This window comes from Pseudomonas sp. FW300-N2F2, from assembly GCF_017351655.1.
GTDB lineage: Bacteria > Pseudomonadota > Gammaproteobacteria > Pseudomonadales > Pseudomonadaceae > Aquipseudomonas > Aquipseudomonas fluorescens_AA.
In genome coordinates, this window is sequence record NZ_JACNDQ010000001.1 from 2,902,997 (window position 1) to 2,920,064 (window position 17,068).

Annotated in this window: 15 protein-coding genes and 2 tRNA genes; 13 read left to right on the forward strand and 4 right to left on the reverse strand. The window is 61.5% G+C overall.

The genetic code is table 11. The features are described 5' to 3' along the window. The first annotated feature begins 68 nt into the window (after positions 1 to 68). The 10 genes from J4E63_RS12545 to nudC all read left to right on the forward strand — a co-directional run bounded on the left by J4E63_RS12545 (position 69) and on the right by nudC (position 13,784). Positions 69 to 566: a GNAT family N-acetyltransferase gene (locus J4E63_RS12545; protein ID WP_072405708.1), complete on the forward strand. Its 498-nt coding sequence runs from the start codon at positions 69 to 71 to the stop codon at positions 564 to 566. A gap of 97 nt (positions 567 to 663) precedes the next feature. After that, complete coding sequence (locus tag J4E63_RS12550) at positions 664 to 1,158, forward strand: hypothetical protein (protein ID WP_207282158.1); 495 nt, start codon at positions 664 to 666, stop codon at positions 1,156 to 1,158. Positions 1,159 to 1,250: 92 nt separating this feature from the next. Next, positions 1,251 to 1,922, forward strand: coding sequence for a DUF3313 domain-containing protein (locus J4E63_RS12555; protein ID WP_207282159.1), 672 nt, complete (start codon positions 1,251 to 1,253; stop codon positions 1,920 to 1,922). Positions 1,923 to 2,040: 118 nt separating this feature from the next. Next, positions 2,041 to 2,541 (forward strand): thiol peroxidase, encoded by a 501-nt coding sequence (gene tpx / locus J4E63_RS12560; RefSeq protein WP_018602018.1) that lies wholly within the window; start codon positions 2,041 to 2,043, stop codon positions 2,539 to 2,541. 191 nt (positions 2,542 to 2,732) lie between these two features. Next, a complete protein-coding gene (locus tag J4E63_RS12565; protein ID WP_207282160.1) occupies positions 2,733 to 4,046 on the forward strand; it encodes an MdtA/MuxA family multidrug efflux RND transporter periplasmic adaptor subunit in 1,314 nt (437 codons plus the stop codon). Further along, complete coding sequence (locus J4E63_RS12570) at positions 4,043 to 7,138, forward strand: MdtB/MuxB family multidrug efflux RND transporter permease subunit (protein ID WP_207282161.1); 3,096 nt, start codon at positions 4,043 to 4,045, stop codon at positions 7,136 to 7,138. Before J4E63_RS12565 ends, J4E63_RS12570 begins: the two co-directional genes overlap by 4 nt. 178 nt (positions 7,139 to 7,316) lie before the next feature. Further along, the gene (locus tag J4E63_RS12575) at positions 7,317 to 10,421 is read left to right on the forward strand and encodes an efflux RND transporter permease subunit (protein WP_207282162.1); all 3,105 of its coding nucleotides are present in this window, start codon (positions 7,317 to 7,319) and stop codon (positions 10,419 to 10,421) included. After that, positions 10,418 to 11,893: an efflux transporter outer membrane subunit gene (locus J4E63_RS12580; RefSeq protein ID WP_207282163.1), complete on the forward strand. Its 1,476-nt coding sequence runs from the start codon at positions 10,418 to 10,420 to the stop codon at positions 11,891 to 11,893. Before J4E63_RS12575 ends, J4E63_RS12580 begins: the two co-directional genes overlap by 4 nt. Before the next feature lie 241 nt (positions 11,894 to 12,134). Beyond that, positions 12,135 to 12,947 carry a crotonase/enoyl-CoA hydratase family protein gene (locus tag J4E63_RS12585; RefSeq protein WP_207282164.1) on the forward strand — a complete coding sequence of 271 codons (813 nt, stop codon included), beginning with the start codon at positions 12,135 to 12,137 and terminating at the stop codon, positions 12,945 to 12,947. A 6-nt stretch (positions 12,948 to 12,953) separates the two neighbouring features. After that, positions 12,954 to 13,784, forward strand: a complete 831-nt coding sequence (gene nudC, locus J4E63_RS12590; RefSeq protein WP_207282165.1) for an NAD(+) diphosphatase — start codon at positions 12,954 to 12,956, stop codon at positions 13,782 to 13,784. Here nudC and J4E63_RS12595 read toward each other — a convergent pair. Then, entirely contained in the window at positions 13,752 to 14,531 is a 780-nt protein-coding gene (locus J4E63_RS12595; protein WP_092143641.1) for a TSUP family transporter, read from the reverse strand. The genes nudC and J4E63_RS12595 overlap by 33 nt on opposite strands. Before the next feature lie 392 nt (positions 14,532 to 14,923). On the opposite strand from J4E63_RS12595, the gene J4E63_RS12600 reads away from it, so the two are divergent. Further along, positions 14,924 to 14,997 (forward strand) — tRNA-Cys (locus J4E63_RS12600). 193 nt (positions 14,998 to 15,190) lie between these two features. Continuing rightward, positions 15,191 to 15,277, forward strand: a tRNA-Leu gene (locus J4E63_RS12605). A gap of 75 nt (positions 15,278 to 15,352) precedes the next feature. Here the strand turns inward: J4E63_RS12605 and J4E63_RS12610 are convergent. Beyond that, a complete protein-coding gene (locus tag J4E63_RS12610; RefSeq protein WP_207282166.1) occupies positions 15,353 to 15,715 on the reverse strand; it encodes an NUDIX hydrolase in 363 nt (120 codons plus the stop codon). Positions 15,716 to 15,995: 280 nt separating this feature from the next. On the opposite strand from J4E63_RS12610, the gene J4E63_RS12615 reads away from it, so the two are divergent. Next, on the forward strand, positions 15,996 to 16,181 hold the full coding sequence (locus J4E63_RS12615; RefSeq protein WP_092330377.1) for a hypothetical protein: 186 nt from the start codon (positions 15,996 to 15,998) through the stop codon (positions 16,179 to 16,181). Between the two features lie 135 nt (positions 16,182 to 16,316). Here J4E63_RS12615 and J4E63_RS12620 read toward each other — a convergent pair whose 3' ends face one another. After that, a complete protein-coding gene (locus J4E63_RS12620) occupies positions 16,317 to 16,547 on the reverse strand; it encodes a hypothetical protein (protein WP_207282167.1) in 231 nt (76 codons plus the stop codon). A gap of 151 nt (positions 16,548 to 16,698) precedes the next feature. Then, positions 16,699 to 16,953, reverse strand: coding sequence for a DUF6555 family protein (locus J4E63_RS12625; RefSeq protein ID WP_060742222.1), 255 nt, complete (start codon positions 16,951 to 16,953; stop codon positions 16,699 to 16,701). Positions 16,954 to 17,068: the final 115 nt, after the last annotated feature.

Consider the following 17,068-nt stretch of genomic DNA (forward strand, 5'->3'; position numbering starts at 1 on the left):
CTGGTTCCCGATATAACCTGACGCGGCTTATAGTGGTCGGCCTTGTCACGCCTCCAGGAAGGAGCCCCATGTCCGAGTCTTCGATTACCCTCGCACGCTTCACTGAAGCCCACATCGCCGGTGTCACCGCGCTCTACAACGACCCGGCGGTGACTCGCCAGGTGCTGCAAATGCCTTTCCAATCCACCGAAGTCTGGCGCAAGCGCTTGGCGACGGATGACGAGCGCTTGTTGAAACTGGTGGCCCTGCACGCGGGTGACGTCATCGGCAATCTGGGGCTGGAGCAGTTTTCGCGGGTGCGTCGGGCCCATTGCGGCAGCCTCGGCATGGGGGTGGCCGTCGCCTGGCAGGGCAAAGGCGTGGGGTCGATGCTGCTGGCCGCCGCGCTGGACGTCGCCGACAACTGGATGAACCTGCGCCGGGTCGAGCTGACGGTGTACGCCGACAATGAAGCGGCCATCGGGCTGTACCGCAAGTTCGGCTTCGAAAGCGAAGGCCTGATGCGCGACTATGCCGTGCGTGACGGACGTTGGGTGGACACCCTCGCCATGGCGCGGCTGCGCTGAAGGATCAGTCACGCAGGTAAAGTGGCTTTTACGTACGCCGACGTCTGGGACCTGTCATCATCCAGCTTCGCAGTACTCCCTAACCGAGGAACGGCCCATGGACGATGTACAGCAATTGGGCGAGATGCTTCGTCACTACGCCGACAGCGAAGCGCACAAGAAACAACTGCACCAGGCCCAGTCGGCGGTTTGGACGCAACAGATCGAGGCGCTGTACGGGCAAATCGAGCAATGGCTGGCGCCGGTCATGGCGCTCGGCCTGCTGGAACTGAACCGTGAGACGTATGTGGCCCACGGGGCGAACGTTCCTGTAGAAACATCCGCTTTCAAGACCGAAAAACTGACCTTGGTCATCACCGGTAAACCGGTGGAGTTCGTGCCGGATGTGATGGGTGTGGGCGGCTTGGTTTCTTTGTCGATCATCGGCCTGGCCGCGACCCGTCACGGCAGCATTTCCCTGGTGTGCCAGCCGCCATCGACGCAATGGCAATGGCGCCGGACCAATGGGTTGAAGGACCCCGACACGTTTGCCTTCGATGCAAACTTCCTCGCCCAACAATTGCAGAGCCTGATACCTCGCGAGCGCGGCTGAATCACTTGTTCTTTTCAGGGCAGGCAAAAAACTGCCCATTGGCTATACCTGTAGTTCCGGCCCCGCCTCGTGTGGCTTACAGGAGTGACAGCATGAAGTTCGCGTCAATGATTGGCAGCATCTGCATAGCCTCGCTCGCCTTGGCGGGTTGTTCGAGCAAAGTCACCCAGCCGGATGAATATTCCGGGTTCCTGGGGGATTACAGCCGCCTCAAGGAAGAGAAGTCACCGTCGGGGGCCGAGGTCATGCGTTGGGTCGATCCGAAGATTGACCTGGACAAGTACACCAGCCTCTATATCGAGCCGACGCAGCTTTATCCCAAACCGCAACCGACCGTGAAAATCCCCCAGGCCACGCTGTCGGGCATCACCGCGTACTACGATCAGGCCCTCATGCGGGAAGCGGGGAAGTCTTTGCCCCTGGCGACCGTCCCAGGGCCGGGTGTATTGGTGATACGGGCGGCGATCACGGCTGTCAGTAGCAAGACCGAAGGCTTGAAACCGTATGAGGTGGTCCCGATTGCGCTGGTGGCGGCCGCTGTCAGCACCGCCAGCGGTATTCGCGACCAGGAAACTACCTTGGGCACCGAAGCGGTTTTTCTCGACGGAGGCAACAACGCGGTGGTCGCCCAGGTGGTGCGCAAGGGCACGGGCAAGCCACTGTCCAACGAGTCCCAGGTCATGAAGCCCGATGATGTCAAAGGGGTCATCGATGGCTGGGCGGCGGATTTGCATCAGTCATTTCTGCAGCTCAAGGCCAAATAGCCATCGCCGTCGCCGGGGTGTCGACGCCATGTCTTTTTATGTCCGGCCATAGGTCGCGCGAGCATTTCGTGGTTAACTCCGGCCTCACCATTTTCAAACTGTCAGAAGGAATCCGTTCATGGCTCAAGTCACCCTCAAAGGCAACCCGGTCCAAGTCAACGGTCAGTTGCCACAAGCCGGTTCCAAGGCTCCAGCCTTTTCCCTGGTCGCCGGCAATCTGTCGGATGTTTCCCTGAAGGACTTCGCCGGCAAGCGCAAAGTGCTGAACATTTTCCCAAGCGTCGACACGCCGACCTGCGCCACCTCCGTGCGCAAATTCAATGCTCAGGCCAACGAACTGAACAACACCGTGGTGCTGTGCATCTCTGCCGACCTGCCATTTGCCCAGGCGCGCTTCTGCGGTGCCGAAGGCCTGGAAAACGTCCAGAACCTGTCCACGCTGCGCGGTGCCGAGTTCATCCAGGACTACGGCGTGGCGATTGCCGACGGTCCATTGAAAGGCCTGACTGCCCGTGCCGTGGTCGTGCTGGACGAGAACGACACCGTGCTGCACAGCGAACTGGTCAAGGAAATCGCTGAAGAGCCGAACTACGATGCGGCCCTGGCTGTTCTGAAATAAGTGGAATGAAATAAGGTATTTATTACAATTGTTAACGGTCTGGCCCTGTCCAGGCCGTTTTCTTTTGTGCTTCAAGGCCTTAGCTGACTATTCGAAAGGTAAGCCCAACGTAAATTGCCGGTAAAGGCGCTTTGCTAAATACCCGCCAGTGCTTATCGTTCAGCCTCCCGTAAAAGAAGTCCACGCGCCCAATGGTTGACCACTCCATGCAATCGTCTGTTTCCCGCAATTCCCGTCGCTGGCTGTTCGGCCTGTTCGTCCTGTTGGTCGTCGCGGCGCTGGCCTGGAAGTTCTGGCCCAGTGGTTCGGCCCAGAAGCCGGGGGAGGGGGACAAGGCCGCGACGGGGCACGTGGGACGCTCGGGTGGCATGCGGCCGGGGTTCGGTGGGGCGACGGGGCCGATCCCGGTGCGGGTGGCGCCGGCGGTGACCGGGGATTTCCCGCTGTACTTCAAGGCGCTGGGTACGGTCACGGCCCTCAACACCATCAACGTGCGTAGCCGCGTGGGTGGCGAACTTGTCAAGATCGCCTTCGAAGAGGGACAAATGGTCAAGGCCGGGGACTTGCTGGCCGAGATCGACCCACGCCCGTACCAGAACGCCTTGCTCCAGGCCGAAGGCACGCTGTTGCAGAACCAGGCCCAACTGAAAAATGCCCAGGTCGACCTTGAGCGGTATCGCGGGCTGTACGCCGAAGACAGTATTGCCAAGCAGACCCTCGACACCGCCGCGGCCTTGGTGGGCCAGTACCAGGGCACGGTCAAGACCAATCAGGCGGCGGTCAACGATGCCAAGCTCAACCTGGAATTCACCAGGATCCGCGCGCCCATTACCGGCCGCGTGGGCTTGCGCCAACTGGACATCGGCAACCTGGTGTCGGCCAACGACACCACGGCCCTGGCGGTCATTACCCAGACTCAACCCATCAGCGTCGTGTTCACCTTGCCGGAGAACAACCTCGACACCGTGCTCGCCCGTTATCGCAGCGGGGCGAAGCTGCCCGTCGAAGCCTGGGACCGGGGTGACGTGAAGCGCCAGGCCAGTGGCGTGTTGCAAAGCCTGGACAACCAGATCGATGTCACCACCGGCACCTTGAAGTTCAAGGCTCGCTACGAGAACCGCGACCAGTCGCTGTTCCCCAATCAGTTCGTCAACGTCCACCTGCTGGCCGACACCCTCAAAGGCGTAGTCCTGGCGCCGACGGCGGCCGTCCAGTTCGGCACCAACGGCACCTTCGTCTACGCCCTGGAGGGCGACAAGAAGGTCACCATCAAGAAGCTGAAGATCGGGGCCAGCGACGGCACGAACACCGTGGTCACCGAAGGCCTGGCCGCTGGCGACCGGGTGGTGCTCGAAGGCACCGATCGCCTGAAGGAAGGCAGCGAAGTGGAGGTGGTCAACGACAGCCAGGATGTACCCACCACGCCGACCGAGCACTTGCAGGGCAAGTCTGCGGCGGTGCCTGGGTCGGCTGAGGCCGACAAGGCGAACAAGGGCGGCGCATGAATCTCTCGCGGCTGTTCATCCTTCGCCCGGTCGCCACCACCCTGAGCATGCTGGCGATCATCCTGGCCGGCCTGATCGCCTACCGGTTGCTGCCGGTGTCGGCATTGCCCCAGGTCGACTACCCGACTATCCGCGTGATGACCCTGTACCCGGGCGCCAGTCCCGATGTGATGACCAGTGCGGTCACCGCGCCCCTGGAGCGGCAGTTCGGGCAGATGCCGGGCCTGACGCAAATGGCCTCCACCAGTTCCGGCGGCGCGTCGGTGATTACCCTGCGCTTCAACCTCGACATCAACATGGATGTCGCCGAGCAGCAGGTGCAGGCCGCGATCAATGCGGCCACCAATTTGCTGCCCAAGGACCTGCCGGCGCCGCCGGTGTACAACAAGGTCAATCCGGCCGACACCCCGGTGCTGACCCTGGCGATTACCTCCAAGACCATGCTGCTGCCCAAGCTCAATGACTTGGTGGACACCCGCATGGCGCAGAAAATCGCCCAGATCAGCGGCGTCGGCATGGTCACCATCGCCGGTGGCCAGCGCCAGGCCGTGCGAATCAAGGTCAACCCCGAGGCCCTGGCGGCCAACGGCCTGAACCTGGCGGATGTGCGTACGCTGATCGGTGCTTCCAACGTCAACCAGCCCAAGGGCAACTTCGACGGCCCGACCCGGGTCTCGATGCTCGATGCCAACGACCAACTGACCTCGCCCAAGGACTACGCCGAGCTGATCCTGGCCTACGCCAATGGCGCGCCGTTGCGGCTCAAGGACGTGGCACAGATCGTCGATGGGGCCGAAAACGAACGCCTTGCCGCCTGGGCCAACGAAAACCAGGCCGTGCTGCTGAACATCCAGCGCCAGCCGGGGGCCAATGTCATCGAGGTGGTGGACCGGATCAAGGCCTTGCTGCCGAGCATCACCGATAACCTGCCGGCCGGCCTGGACGTCACCGTGCTGACCGACCGCACCCAGACCATTCGCGCCTCGGTCACCGACGTGCAGCATGAGTTGCTGATCGCCATCGCCCTGGTGGTCATGGTGACGTTCCTGTTCCTGCGTCGCGTCAGTGCCACGATCATCCCGTCGGTGGCCGTGCCGTTGTCGTTGATCGGCACCTTCGGCGTGATGTACCTGGCCGGTTTCTCCATCAATAACCTGACCCTGATGGCCCTGACCATCGCCACCGGTTTCGTGGTGGACGACGCCATCGTCATGCTGGAGAACATCGCCCGCTTCATCGAGGAGGGCGACAGCCCGTTGCAGGCCGCGCTCAAGGGGGCGAAGCAGATCGGCTTCACGCTGATTTCCCTGACCCTGTCGCTGATCGCCGTGCTGATCCCGCTGCTGTTCATGGCCGATGTGGTCGGGCGCTTGTTCCGCGAGTTCGCCATCACCCTGGCGGTGGCGATCCTGATTTCCCTGGTGGTGTCCCTGACCCTGACGCCGATGATGTGCGCCCGCTTGCTCAAGCGCGAACCCAAGGAAGCAGAGCAGGGCCGTTTCTACCGCGCCAGCGGCGCCTGGATCGACTGGTTGATCGCTGCCTACGGGCGCAAGTTGCAGTGGGTGCTCAAGCATCAGCCACTGACCCTGCTGGTGGCGGTGGGCAGCCTGGTGCTGACGGTGGTGCTGTACCTGGCCGTGCCCAAGGGCTTTTTCCCGGTGCAGGACACCGGGGTGATCCAGGGCATTTCCGAGGCGCCGCAATCGATCTCCTTTGCCGCCATGAGCGAGCGCCAGCAGCAGTTGGCCAAGGTGATCCTCGCCGACCCGGCGGTGCAGAGCCTGTCGTCCTACATCGGCGTGGACGGCGACAACGCTACGCTCAACAGCGGTCGCCTGCTGATCAACCTCAAGCCCCACAGCGAACGGGATGACAGCGCCACCGAGATCATTGCCCGCTTGCAGCCACAGCTGGATCGACTGGTGGGTATTCGCCTGTTCATGCAGCCGGTGCAGGACTTGACCATCGAAGACCGGGTCAGCCGTACCCAATACCAATTCAGCCTGTCATCGCCGGACGCCGAATTGCTCAGCCTCTGGAGCGGGCGCCTGGTCGAGGCCCTGGGCCGCCAGCCGGAACTGACCGACGTGGCCAGCGACCTGCAGGACAAGGGCTTGCAGGTCTACCTGGTGATCGACCGCGATGCGGCGTCACGCCTGGGCGTCTCGGTGTCGAACATCACCGATGCGCTGTATGACGCCTTCGGCCAGCGGCAGATCTCCACCATCTACACCCAGGCCAGCCAGTACCGCGTGGTGTTGCAGGCCCAGGCCGGGGAGCGGATCGGACCGCAGGCGCTGGACCAGATCCATGTCAAGACCACCGATGGCGGGCAGGTGCGCTTGTCGAGCCTGGCCCGGGTCGAAGAGCGCCAGGCGCAATTGGCGATTGCCCACATCGGCCAGTTTCCAGCGGTGATGATGTCGTTCAACCTCGCGCCGGGCGTGGCCCTGGGGCATGCGGTGGAGGTGATCGAAAAGGTCCAGCAGGACATTGGCATGCCGGTGGGCGTGCAGACCGAATTCCAAGGCGCGGCCGAGGCGTTCCAGGCGTCGTTGTCGAGTACCTTGCTGCTGATCCTGGCGGCGGTGGTGACCATGTACATCGTCCTGGGTGTGCTGTACGAAAGCTACATCCATCCGATCACCATCCTTTCCACCTTGCCTTCGGCGGCCATCGGCGCCTTGCTGGCGTTGATCCTCAGTGGCAATGACCTGGGCATGATCGCGATCATCGGCATCATCCTGCTGATCGGCATCGTCAAGAAGAACGCGATCATGATGATCGACTTCGCCCTCGACGCTGAACGCAACCAGGGCATGGACCCGCAGACGGCGATCTACCAGGCGGCGTTGCTGCGCTTCCGCCCGATCCTGATGACCACCCTGGCGGCGTTGTTCGGTGCCATACCGCTGATGTTCGCCACCGGTTCCGGTGCCGAATTGCGCCAGCCCCTGGGCTTGGTGATGGTGGGCGGGTTGTTGGTGAGCCAGGTCTTGACGCTGTTCACCACGCCGGTGATCTACCTGTATTTCGATCGCCTGGGCCGCCGGTTTGCCAGGCCGGAAGGGAAAGAGGTGCGGGTATGACGGCGAAGCCCGGAAACCTGGGCAGGACGGGCTTTCTGTGGAGAGGGAGCTTGCTCCCGCTGGGCTGCGCAGCGGCCCCTTTTGTGAGCGCTGCGCACTCAAGCGGGAGCAAGCTCCCTCGCCACAAAAGCCCGGTCATTCTTTTCGGTCTTTGGTCTGAAGCCCGGAGCGGTGGCCGATGAACCTCTCCGGCCCCTTCATCCGCCGCCCCGTCGCGACCATGCTCCTGAGCTTCGCCATCATGCTGCTCGGTGGCGTGTGCTTCGGCCTGCTGCCGGTTTCGCCGCTGCCGCAAATGGATTTTCCGGTGATCGTGGTCCAGGCCAGCCTGCCGGGCGCTAGCCCCGAGGTCATGGCCTCCACCGTGGCCACGCCCCTGGAACGCTCCTTCGGCGCTATCGCCGGGGTCAACACCATGAGCAGTCGCTCCAGCCAGGGTTCTACGCGGGTCATCCTGCAATTCGATCTGGATCGCGACATCAACGGCGCCGCCCGGGAAGTGCAGGCGGCCATCAATGCGTCGCGCAACCTGTTGCCCAGCGGCATGCGCAGCATGCCCACCTACAAGAAGGTCAACCCGTCCCAGGCGCCGATCATGGTGCTGTCGCTGACCTCGGATGTGTTGGAAAAAGGCCAGCTCTACGACCTGGCATCCACCATCCTGTCCCAGAGCCTGTCCCAGGTGTCGGGCGTCGGCGAGGTACAGATCGGCGGCAGTTCGTTGCCAGCGGTGCGCATCGAACTGGAGCCACAGTTGCTCAATCAGTACGGCGTGGCCCTGGACGATGTGCGCACTGCCATCGCCGACAGCAACGTACGCCGGCCCAAGGGTTCGGTGGAGGACGACCGGCGCATGTGGCAGGTGCAGGCCAATGACCAGTTGGAGAAGGCCAAGGACTACGAAACGCTGATCATCCGCTACCAGGACGGCTCGGTGCTGCGGCTCAAGGACGTGGCGAAAGTCACCGACAGCGTCGAGGATCGCTATAACAGCGGTTTCTTCAACGACGATGCCGCCGTGTTGCTGGTGATCAACCGCCAGGCCGGGGCCAACATCATCGAGACGGTCAACGAGATCAAGGCGCAACTGCCGGCGTTGCAGGCGGTACTGCCGGCCAGCGTCAAGCTGAACCTGGCGATGGACCGCTCGCCGGTGATCAAGGCCACCCTGCATGAAGCGGAAATGACCTTGCTGATCGCCGTGGCCCTGGTAGTGCTGGTCGTGTTCCTGTTCCTCGGCAACTTCCGCGCCTCGCTGATCCCGACCCTGGCGGTGCCGGTGTCGCTGGTGGGCACGTTTGCGGTGATGTACCTGTACGGTTTCTCCTTGAACAACCTGTCGCTGATGGCGTTGATCCTGGCGACCGGGTTGGTGGTGGACGACGCCATCGTGGTGCTGGAGAACATTTCCCGGCACATCGACGAAGGCGTGCCACCGATGAAAGCCGCCTACCTGGGGGCCGAAGAAGTCGGCTTTACGTTGCTGTCGATGAACGTCTCGCTGGTGGCGGTATTCCTGTCGATCCTGTTCATGGGCGGCATCATCGAGAGCCTGTTCCGCGAATTTTCCATCACCCTGGCGGCCTCCATCGTGGTTTCGCTGGTGGTCTCGCTGACGCTCACGCCGATGCTCTGCGCCCGCTGGCTCAAGCCTCACGTACCGGGACAGGAAAACCGCTTGCAGCGCTGGAGCCAGGGACTCAATGAGCGGATGGTCCGTGGTTACGCCACCAGCCTGGACTGGGTGCTGCGCCATCGGCGCCTGACCTTGCTCAGCCTGCTGGTGACCATTGGCGTGAACGTCGCGTTGTATGTGGTGGTGCCGAAAACCTTCATGCCACAGCAGGACACCGGCCAACTGATCGGTTTCGTGCGTGGCGACGACGGGCTGTCGTTCAATGTGATGCAGCCGAAGATGGAAATCTTCCGTCGTGCCGTGCTCAAGGACGAGGCCGTGCAAAGCGTCGCCGGTTTCATCGGCGGCAACAACGGCACCAACAACGCCTTCATGCTGGTGCGCCTCAAGCCGATCAAGGAACGGGGGATTTCTGCGCAGAAAGTCATCGAGCGTCTGCGCAAGGAAATGCCCAAGGTGCCCGGCGGCCAATTGATGCTGATGGCCGACCAGGACCTGCAATTCGGTGGCGGTCGCGAGCAGACCACTTCGCAGTATTCCTACATCCTGCAAAGCGCCGACCTGGCGACGCTGCGCACCTGGTACCCCAAGGTCGTGGCCGCCTTCCGGGCCTTGCCGGAGCTGACCGCCATCGACGCCCGCGACGGTGGCGGGGCGCAGCAGGTGACGCTGGTGGTGGACCGCGACCAGGCCAAGCGCCTGGGTATCGACATGGACATGGTCACCGCGGTGCTCAACAACGCCTACAGCCAGCGGCAGATTTCCACCATCTACGACAGCCTCAACCAGTACCAGGTGGTGATGGAGGTCAATCCCAAGTATGCCCAGGACCCGAGCACCCTCGAGCAGGTCCAGGTGATCACCGCCGACGGCGCGCGGGTGCCGCTGTCAGCCATTGCCCATTACGAGAACAGCCTGGAGGACGACCGGGTCAGCCATGAAGGCCAGTTCGCTTCCGAGGGCATTTCCTTCGACATGGCCGAAGGCGTCACGGTGGAGCAGGGCACCGCGGCTATCGAGCGGGCGATTGCCAAGCTCGGGATGCCCGAGGATGTCATCGCGAAAATGGCCGGTACCGCCGACGCGTTCGCCGCCACCCAGAAGAGCCAGCCGTTCATGATCCTCGGCGCGTTGCTGGCGGTGTACCTGGTGCTGGGCGTGCTGTATGAAAGCTATATTCATCCGCTGACCATCCTGTCCACCTTGCCATCGGCCGGGGTCGGCGCCTTGTTGTCGATCTACGCACTGGGCAGCGAGTTCAGCCTGATCTCGCTGTTGGGGCTGTTCCTGCTGATCGGCGTGGTGAAGAAAAACGCCATCCTGATGATCGATCTGGCGCTGCAACTGGAACGTGCCGGGCAGACGCCGCTGGAGTCGATCCGCAGCGCTTGCCTGCTGCGATTGCGGCCAATCCTGATGACCACGCTGGCGGCGATCCTGGGGGCCTTGCCACTGCTGCTCGGCGCCGCCGAAGGCGCGGAAATGCGCCAGCCGCTGGGCCTGACCATCATCGGTGGGCTGGTGTTCAGCCAGGTGCTGACGCTCTATACCACGCCGGTGGTTTACCTTTATCTCGACAAGCTGCGCCATCGCTTCAACCGCTGGCGTGGCGTGCGCACTGATGCTGCCCTGGAAACTCCGCTATGACCGATCGTTCGCCTTTCAATCTTGCCGCAACGTTGGCGACCGCCCGTGGCTCGCGGGTGCTGAGCCTGGTGCTGTGCGTGGCGATGCTCAGCGCCTGCGCCGTCGGCCCGGATTACCAGCGCCCTGCGGCGGCCGCCCCGGTGCAGTACAAGGAGGCCCAGGGCTGGCGCCAGGCCAACCCCAGCGATGCGCTGGCCCGGGGCGCCTGGTGGGAGCTCTACGGCGATACGCAACTCAACGGCCTGGTGGACAAGCTCAACGCCTCCAACCAGACCGTGGCCCAGGCCGAAGCCCAGTACCGGCAGGCCCGGGCACTGGTGCGCAATGCTCGTGGCGCGTTTTTCCCCACCGTGGACCTGACCGTTGGCAAGACGCGCTCCAGCCAGGGCACCGGCAGCAGCAGTTCGAGCTTGAGCAGTTCCTCCAGCGGCATTCGCGACACCTACAACGCCCAGGCTGGCGTCAGCTGGGAGGCGGACGTGTGGGGCAAGTTGCGCCGCACCCTGGAAGCCGACGAGGCGAGCGCACAAGCCAGTTTCGCCGACCTGGCGGCGATGCGACTGAGCCAGCAATCGGAACTGGTGCAGAACTACTTGCAGTTGCGGGTGATCGATGAGCAGAAGCGTTTGTTGCAAACCACCGTCGACAACTATCAGCGCTCGCTGAAAATGACCGAAAACCAGTACCGTGCCGGGGTCTCCGGCAAGGACGCGGTGGCCCAGGCGCAAAACCAGCTCAAGACCACCCAGGGCGACCTGATCGACCTGATCTGGCAGCGAGCCCAGTTCGAAAACGCCATCGCCGTGCTCATCGGCCTGCCGCCGGCGGAGTTCAACCTGGCCGAGGTCCAGGACATCCCAACACTGCCGCAGATCCCGGTGGCGCTGCCCTCGCAACTGCTCGAGCGCCGGCCGGACATCGCTTCGGCAGAGCGCTCGGTGATGGCCGCCAATGCCAACATCGGCGTCGCCAAGGCCGCGTATTACCCGGACCTGACCCTGAGCCTCAGCGGCGGCTACAGCAGCAGTACCTACGACAACTGGGTGAGCGTGCCGAACCGCTTCTGGTCGGTAGGGCCGCAACTGGCGATGACGCTGTTCGATGGCGGCCAGCGATCGGCGGAAGTCGACCGCACCGTCGCGGCGTATGACCAGACCGTCGCCACCTATCGCCAGACCGTGCTCGATGGCTTGCGCGAGGTGGAGAACTACATGATCCAGCTCAAGGTGCTGGAAGACGAAGCCCGCGTGCGCCAGGAAGCCCTGGACGCCGCCCGGGAATCCTTGCGCCTGACGCAGAACCAATACCGGGCCGGATTGATTGCCTACCTCGACGTGGTCACTGTCCAGGCCACCGCGCTGAGCAACGAGCGCAGCATGCTGAGCCTGCAACAGAGCCGCTTGATTGCCAGCGTGCAACTGATTGCGGCGTTGGGCGGTGGTTGGGATGGGCAGTTACAGGCGGGCGAGTAGCCGCGGGTATTTCAAAGGGAGTGTCTCCATTGAAAACTCCTGTGGGAGCGAGCTTGCTCGCGATGACGGCAGTACATTCGCCATCTCTGCAAGCTGAGCCACCGCTATCGCGAGCAAGCTCGCTCCCACAGGGGGGATTCTCGCGCTGTAAGTCCCGCTTTTGGCCGATGCACTGCCTACGTCCTGTCGCGATGGCTTGGTATAGTTCAGGCCTCTTTTCAGCCGGTAAAGGATCACTGCCATGTCGCAATACCAAGCGTTCAACGTCGAACTTGCCGACAACATCGCCCATGTGCAGATCAATCGCCCGGAAAAGATCAATGCGATGAACGCTGATTTCTGGCGCGAGATCATCGAGATCTTCCAATGGATCGATGACACCGATGAGGCGCGGGTGGTGGTGCTCAGCGGTGCCGGCAAGCATTTTTCCTCAGGGATAGACCTGATGATGCTGGCGGGCGTGGCCAACGAGCTGGGCAAGGACGTGGGACGCAATGCACGGCTGTTGCGGCGCAAGATCCTGCAACTGCAAGCCTCGTTCAACGCCGTGGACAATTGCCGCAAGCCGGTGCTCGCGGCCATTCAAGGCTATTGCCTGGGCGGTGCCATTGACCTGGTCGCCGCGTGCGACATGCGTTATGCCGCCGAGGACGCCCAGTTCTCCATCAAGGAAATCGATATCGGCATGGCTGCCGATGTTGGCACATTGCAACGCTTGCCCCGGATCATCGGGGACGGCATGCTGCGTGAACTCGCTTATACGGGACGCACCTTCGGTGCCGAAGAAGCGCGCAGCATCGGCCTGGTCAATCGTGTCTACAGCGACACCGCCAGCCTGCTCGACGGCGTGATGGGCATTGCCCGGGAAATTGCCGCCAAGTCGCCGATTGCCGTGACCGGCACCAAGGCAATGATCAGCTACATGCGCGACCACCGCATTGACGACGGCCTGGAATACGTCGCCACCTGGAACGCCGCCATGCTGCAATCGACCGACCTGCGCGTGGCCATGGCCGCCCATATGAGCAAACAGAAACCCGAATTTCTGGATTGACTGACCATGATTTCACGCTGGACCACCGCAGTACTCGATACCGATCTTCCTGGCGGCTGGGCCGTGGCCCGTAGCCCGGAAGGCTTTCTGTTCGATGACAACGGCGCGCTGTTCCCCCGCGAGTGGCTCAAGCGCCAAGACCTGTCGATCCTCGCCGAACACGGCATCGGTCACCTGGATGGCGAGCCGGTCTACCTGTTGGAGTTGCACAGCCCGCTGGACATTCCCGGCTGCAACTGGAAAGGCCTGCGGGCGTTCATGCTCGAGGACGACCACACGCTGTACAAGGTGTTGGGCTATGCGGCGCAGATCGGCACCTGGGCTCGGGAGCATCGCTTCTGTGGCAGTTGCGGCAAGCGCATGAGCCAGATTCCGTTGGAGCGGGCCATGTATTGCGACGCCTGTGACCTGCGTCACTATCCGCGGATTTCACCGAGCATGATCGTGTTGATTACCCGCGGCGATGAAGTCCTGCTCGCCCGTTCGCCGCGTTTCGTAACAGGCGTCTACAGCACCCTGGCGGGGTTTGCCGAGCCCGGCGAGTCGGCTGAGGATTGCCTGATACGGGAGGTGCGTGAAGAAGTCAGTATCGAAGTGAAGAACATCCAGTACATGGGCAGCCAGTGCTGGCCGTTCCCCCATTCGATGATGCTCGGTTTTCACGCTGAATATGCCGGCGGCGACATCGTGCCCCAGGAAGATGAAATCGAGGACGCCCAATGGTTCAACGTCCACGACCTGCCACCGTTGCCGGCCTCGCGCTCGATCGCCCGCTACCTGATCGACCTTTATGTGGCGCGGCGCTTAGGCCACGCTGAACCAGTGCTGCCAGGCTAGGCGCACGGTCAAGCCCAGCACCACGGTGATGAACACCGGGCGGATGAACTTCGCGCCGCCGCTGATGGCGGTGCGAGCGCCGAAGAACGCGCCGATCATCACCGACAGGCCCATGCTCAGGCCGATCACCCAGTCCACCTGTCCGGAAAAGATGAACACCGACAGCGCCGCGATGTTGCTGACGAAATTCATGCTGCGCGCCACGCCACTGGCTTTCACCAGGTCGATGGGGTAGAGCAGCAGGCTGCTGACCGTCCAGAACGCACCGGTACCGGGACCGGCCACGCCGTCATAGAAACCCAGGCTGAAGCCCTGGGGCGACTGCCAGGTCTTCTTGATCGGTGCGTCGCTGTCCAGAGGCGCCTTGGGCGTGCCGCCAAACAACAGGTACAGGCCGCAGGCGAAGACAATCACCGGCAGCATCTTGTTCAGCCACTCGGCAGGCAGGTAATGGGCGACGATGGCGCCGGTCAAGGCCCCGACCAGAGTGCCGACGAGGGCGTGGGTCCATTGCCTTGGGTGGAACAGCTTGCGCTTGTAGAAGGTGAAGCTGGCCGTCGCCGAGCCGAAGGTCGAGCTGAGTTTGTTGGTCCCCAGAACCAGGTGAGGCGGCAAACCTGCGGTCAGCAGCGCCGGTGTGGTCAGCAGCCCACCACCACCGGCGATGGCATCGATGAAACCGGCAATGAAGGCGACAACGGCAAGGATAGCGAGGGTAGTGAGGTCAACGCTGAGTTCGAAAGGCATGGAATGGGCTTATTTGGCAGGTCGCAGAAGGGCTGCGGGAAGGCCGGTATGTTACCCATAATGGTGCAGGGCTGCGACTGTCTCTAAGGCCTGTGACGTTCCCCGTGGCGAGGGAACTTGCTCCCACTGGGTTGCGCAGCGACTCCAAAAGCCTGCCACCTTCCACCTGGCACCCCAATGCAACTGTCTGGCGGAAGCTGGCCGTTGGACGAATTTTTTTTGAAATCAAGGGGTTGTCAGCCTAGGCAAATGAGTACATAATTGCGCCCATCGAACGCACTGGGACGTAAAAAATCTCAATGTTTTCAAGGAGATAGCGCTGAGTCAGTGGCTTGTTTCCTGATCAGGTTTGTACCGCGGTTGATGTGGCTGCATCGCATCAAGCGTCTTGAGGCCGAATAGCAAAATGGTTATGCAGTGGATTGCAAATCCACCTACGCCGGTTCGATTCCGACTTCGGCCTCCACTTTTAAAAAGCTCTGTAGATCTATGATTTACGGAGCTTTTTTATTTTCGAAGCATTGAAAGGTTTTGTCTTGAAAAGGGCATAAGCTACCTTGCTTCACAGGGGAGGGATGTATATATTCCCCCTCTTGCTGCACCAGCCAGGACTTCGGCCATTGGATTTTGCCGACGTTCCCATGGCTAACCGCGCTACCGCCCGAATGGCGAAACTGGTAGACGCATGGGACTTAAAATCCCCCGCTCGTAAGGGCGTGCCGGTTCGATTCCGGCTTCGGGCACCATCTAAAATCAAGGGTTTGCGAGCGAAAGCTAATGCAAACCCTTGTTCGTTTCGGTTTCCCGCTTGTACCGGCTCATCACAACCGCCGGCGAAACGCCTCGAGAATATCCCGCATGCCCTTTTTCATTTGCAGTTGGGCAATGGTATCCAACGGGTGCCAGAGGCAATCGCTGATTTCATTCTGTGGCCGGGCCGCCGCCGAGTCGCTGACTGACGCTTCGAACACGTGATGCTCGGTTTGCCCATCATTGATTCGCATCAGGTAGAGCAGGTTCTCGACGTCCAGGCCAGTTTCCTCCGCCAGTTCCCGGATGGCGGCTCCTGCATGGGTTTCCCCGCGCTCGACAGTACCGCCGGGTAGCGTCCAGCGGCTATTGGCTTTGCGAACCAGCAGGACGTGGCGATTGTCCTCACAGATGACGGTCGCTCGAATTTTCATGGTGGTGTTCGATCCGTGACTGTCATTAAACTGAAATATATCTGCAATATTTGAGCATGGCATTAGTCGCTCGTTCAAATATCGCTTTCAGGGTCCTATCCTTACGACCACGACAAGGTGGGAAACACTAGTTCATTTGAGTCTGTCATCGCTCCCGTCGATCTTCCCTACCGTCAGCGCCAGGCTTTCGACCGGCTATCGCCTCAAAGGGAATCAGCTTCGAAAAAAAGAATCCATGTTGGGTGCAATGGCTGCCCCCGGTAGGGGCAAGGACAGACAGATGACCACCGTTGAAGACTTCAAGATCAAGTCCCACGAACTCCTGGTGGAGCTCGATATGGCAACAGCGGAAATGATGAAGCTCATATGTGTCCATCAGATGAGCGGATCGACTTGGGATGAGGCGGTTCAGCGTCAACATGAAGCCTATGAGCGGTGGGTCGCTTATCTGAATGAGCGGGGGTAGCGCAGCCATGCACGCGCCATGGGCGAAAATTCTTTGATTTGCCCCGGTGACTATCCATTTCGAGGCGCAAAAAATGGCCGCGCTCCATCAGTTTTCCAACCGGTAGAACTCAAGGGAAACCTCTGACGTAGCGTGTCAGCGGAACTTGGGCAGCGGTGGGTCGGCGGGCTTGAGTGACGTCAGCGCGCTCTGGATCGACGGAGCGTCTTTTTCGATGTCGTTGAGCCGGTCGCGGATACGCACCGCGGTAGGGTGCCCACCTTGGTGGTCGACCCAATCGGCGATTTCCTTGCAGGCTGCCGTGAGCCTGGCCTGACGTGATTCCAGCAGGGTGAGCAGGGTGGTGATGGACTCTTTTTCGGACATGTCACACCTCCATTCAGGGTTGATGAGGCAGCACGAAACCCGCCAGGGGCGGGTCATGCTGTGGTTTAAGCGTAGTTGAGTTATTTCGGATCTGTCGAAGAATCCGGCGCCCGGCCAGACAACCGGCGCGCCGGAAGCGGTACACGTTATTTCAGCCGGACTCCTTGACCCAGGTCGGCGCGACGCTCGCCCGCCAGCGTACATCGGTAATGCCGTATTTTTCCGCCAGGGGCTTGGAAACCCGCTTGACCTTCTCCCTGCCGAATTTCGGTATACGCCCGACTCCCGCGTCGCAACTGGCCCAATGCCAAGCCTCGGAGTTATTCATCACTTCTGCGCGAATAATGAATGACTTGGGTTCGCCATGGAGTATGTAGTCAATGATGTAAAGCGATGGCCCGCCCATAAATCCTCCCTAATATAGTCCTATACGGATGGATGCAAAGGCATTCGGAAAATTCCATCGAATTTCCAGACGGTCGAATTAATACCGCTCAAGCTCAAGCGCGGGGCAACAAAAA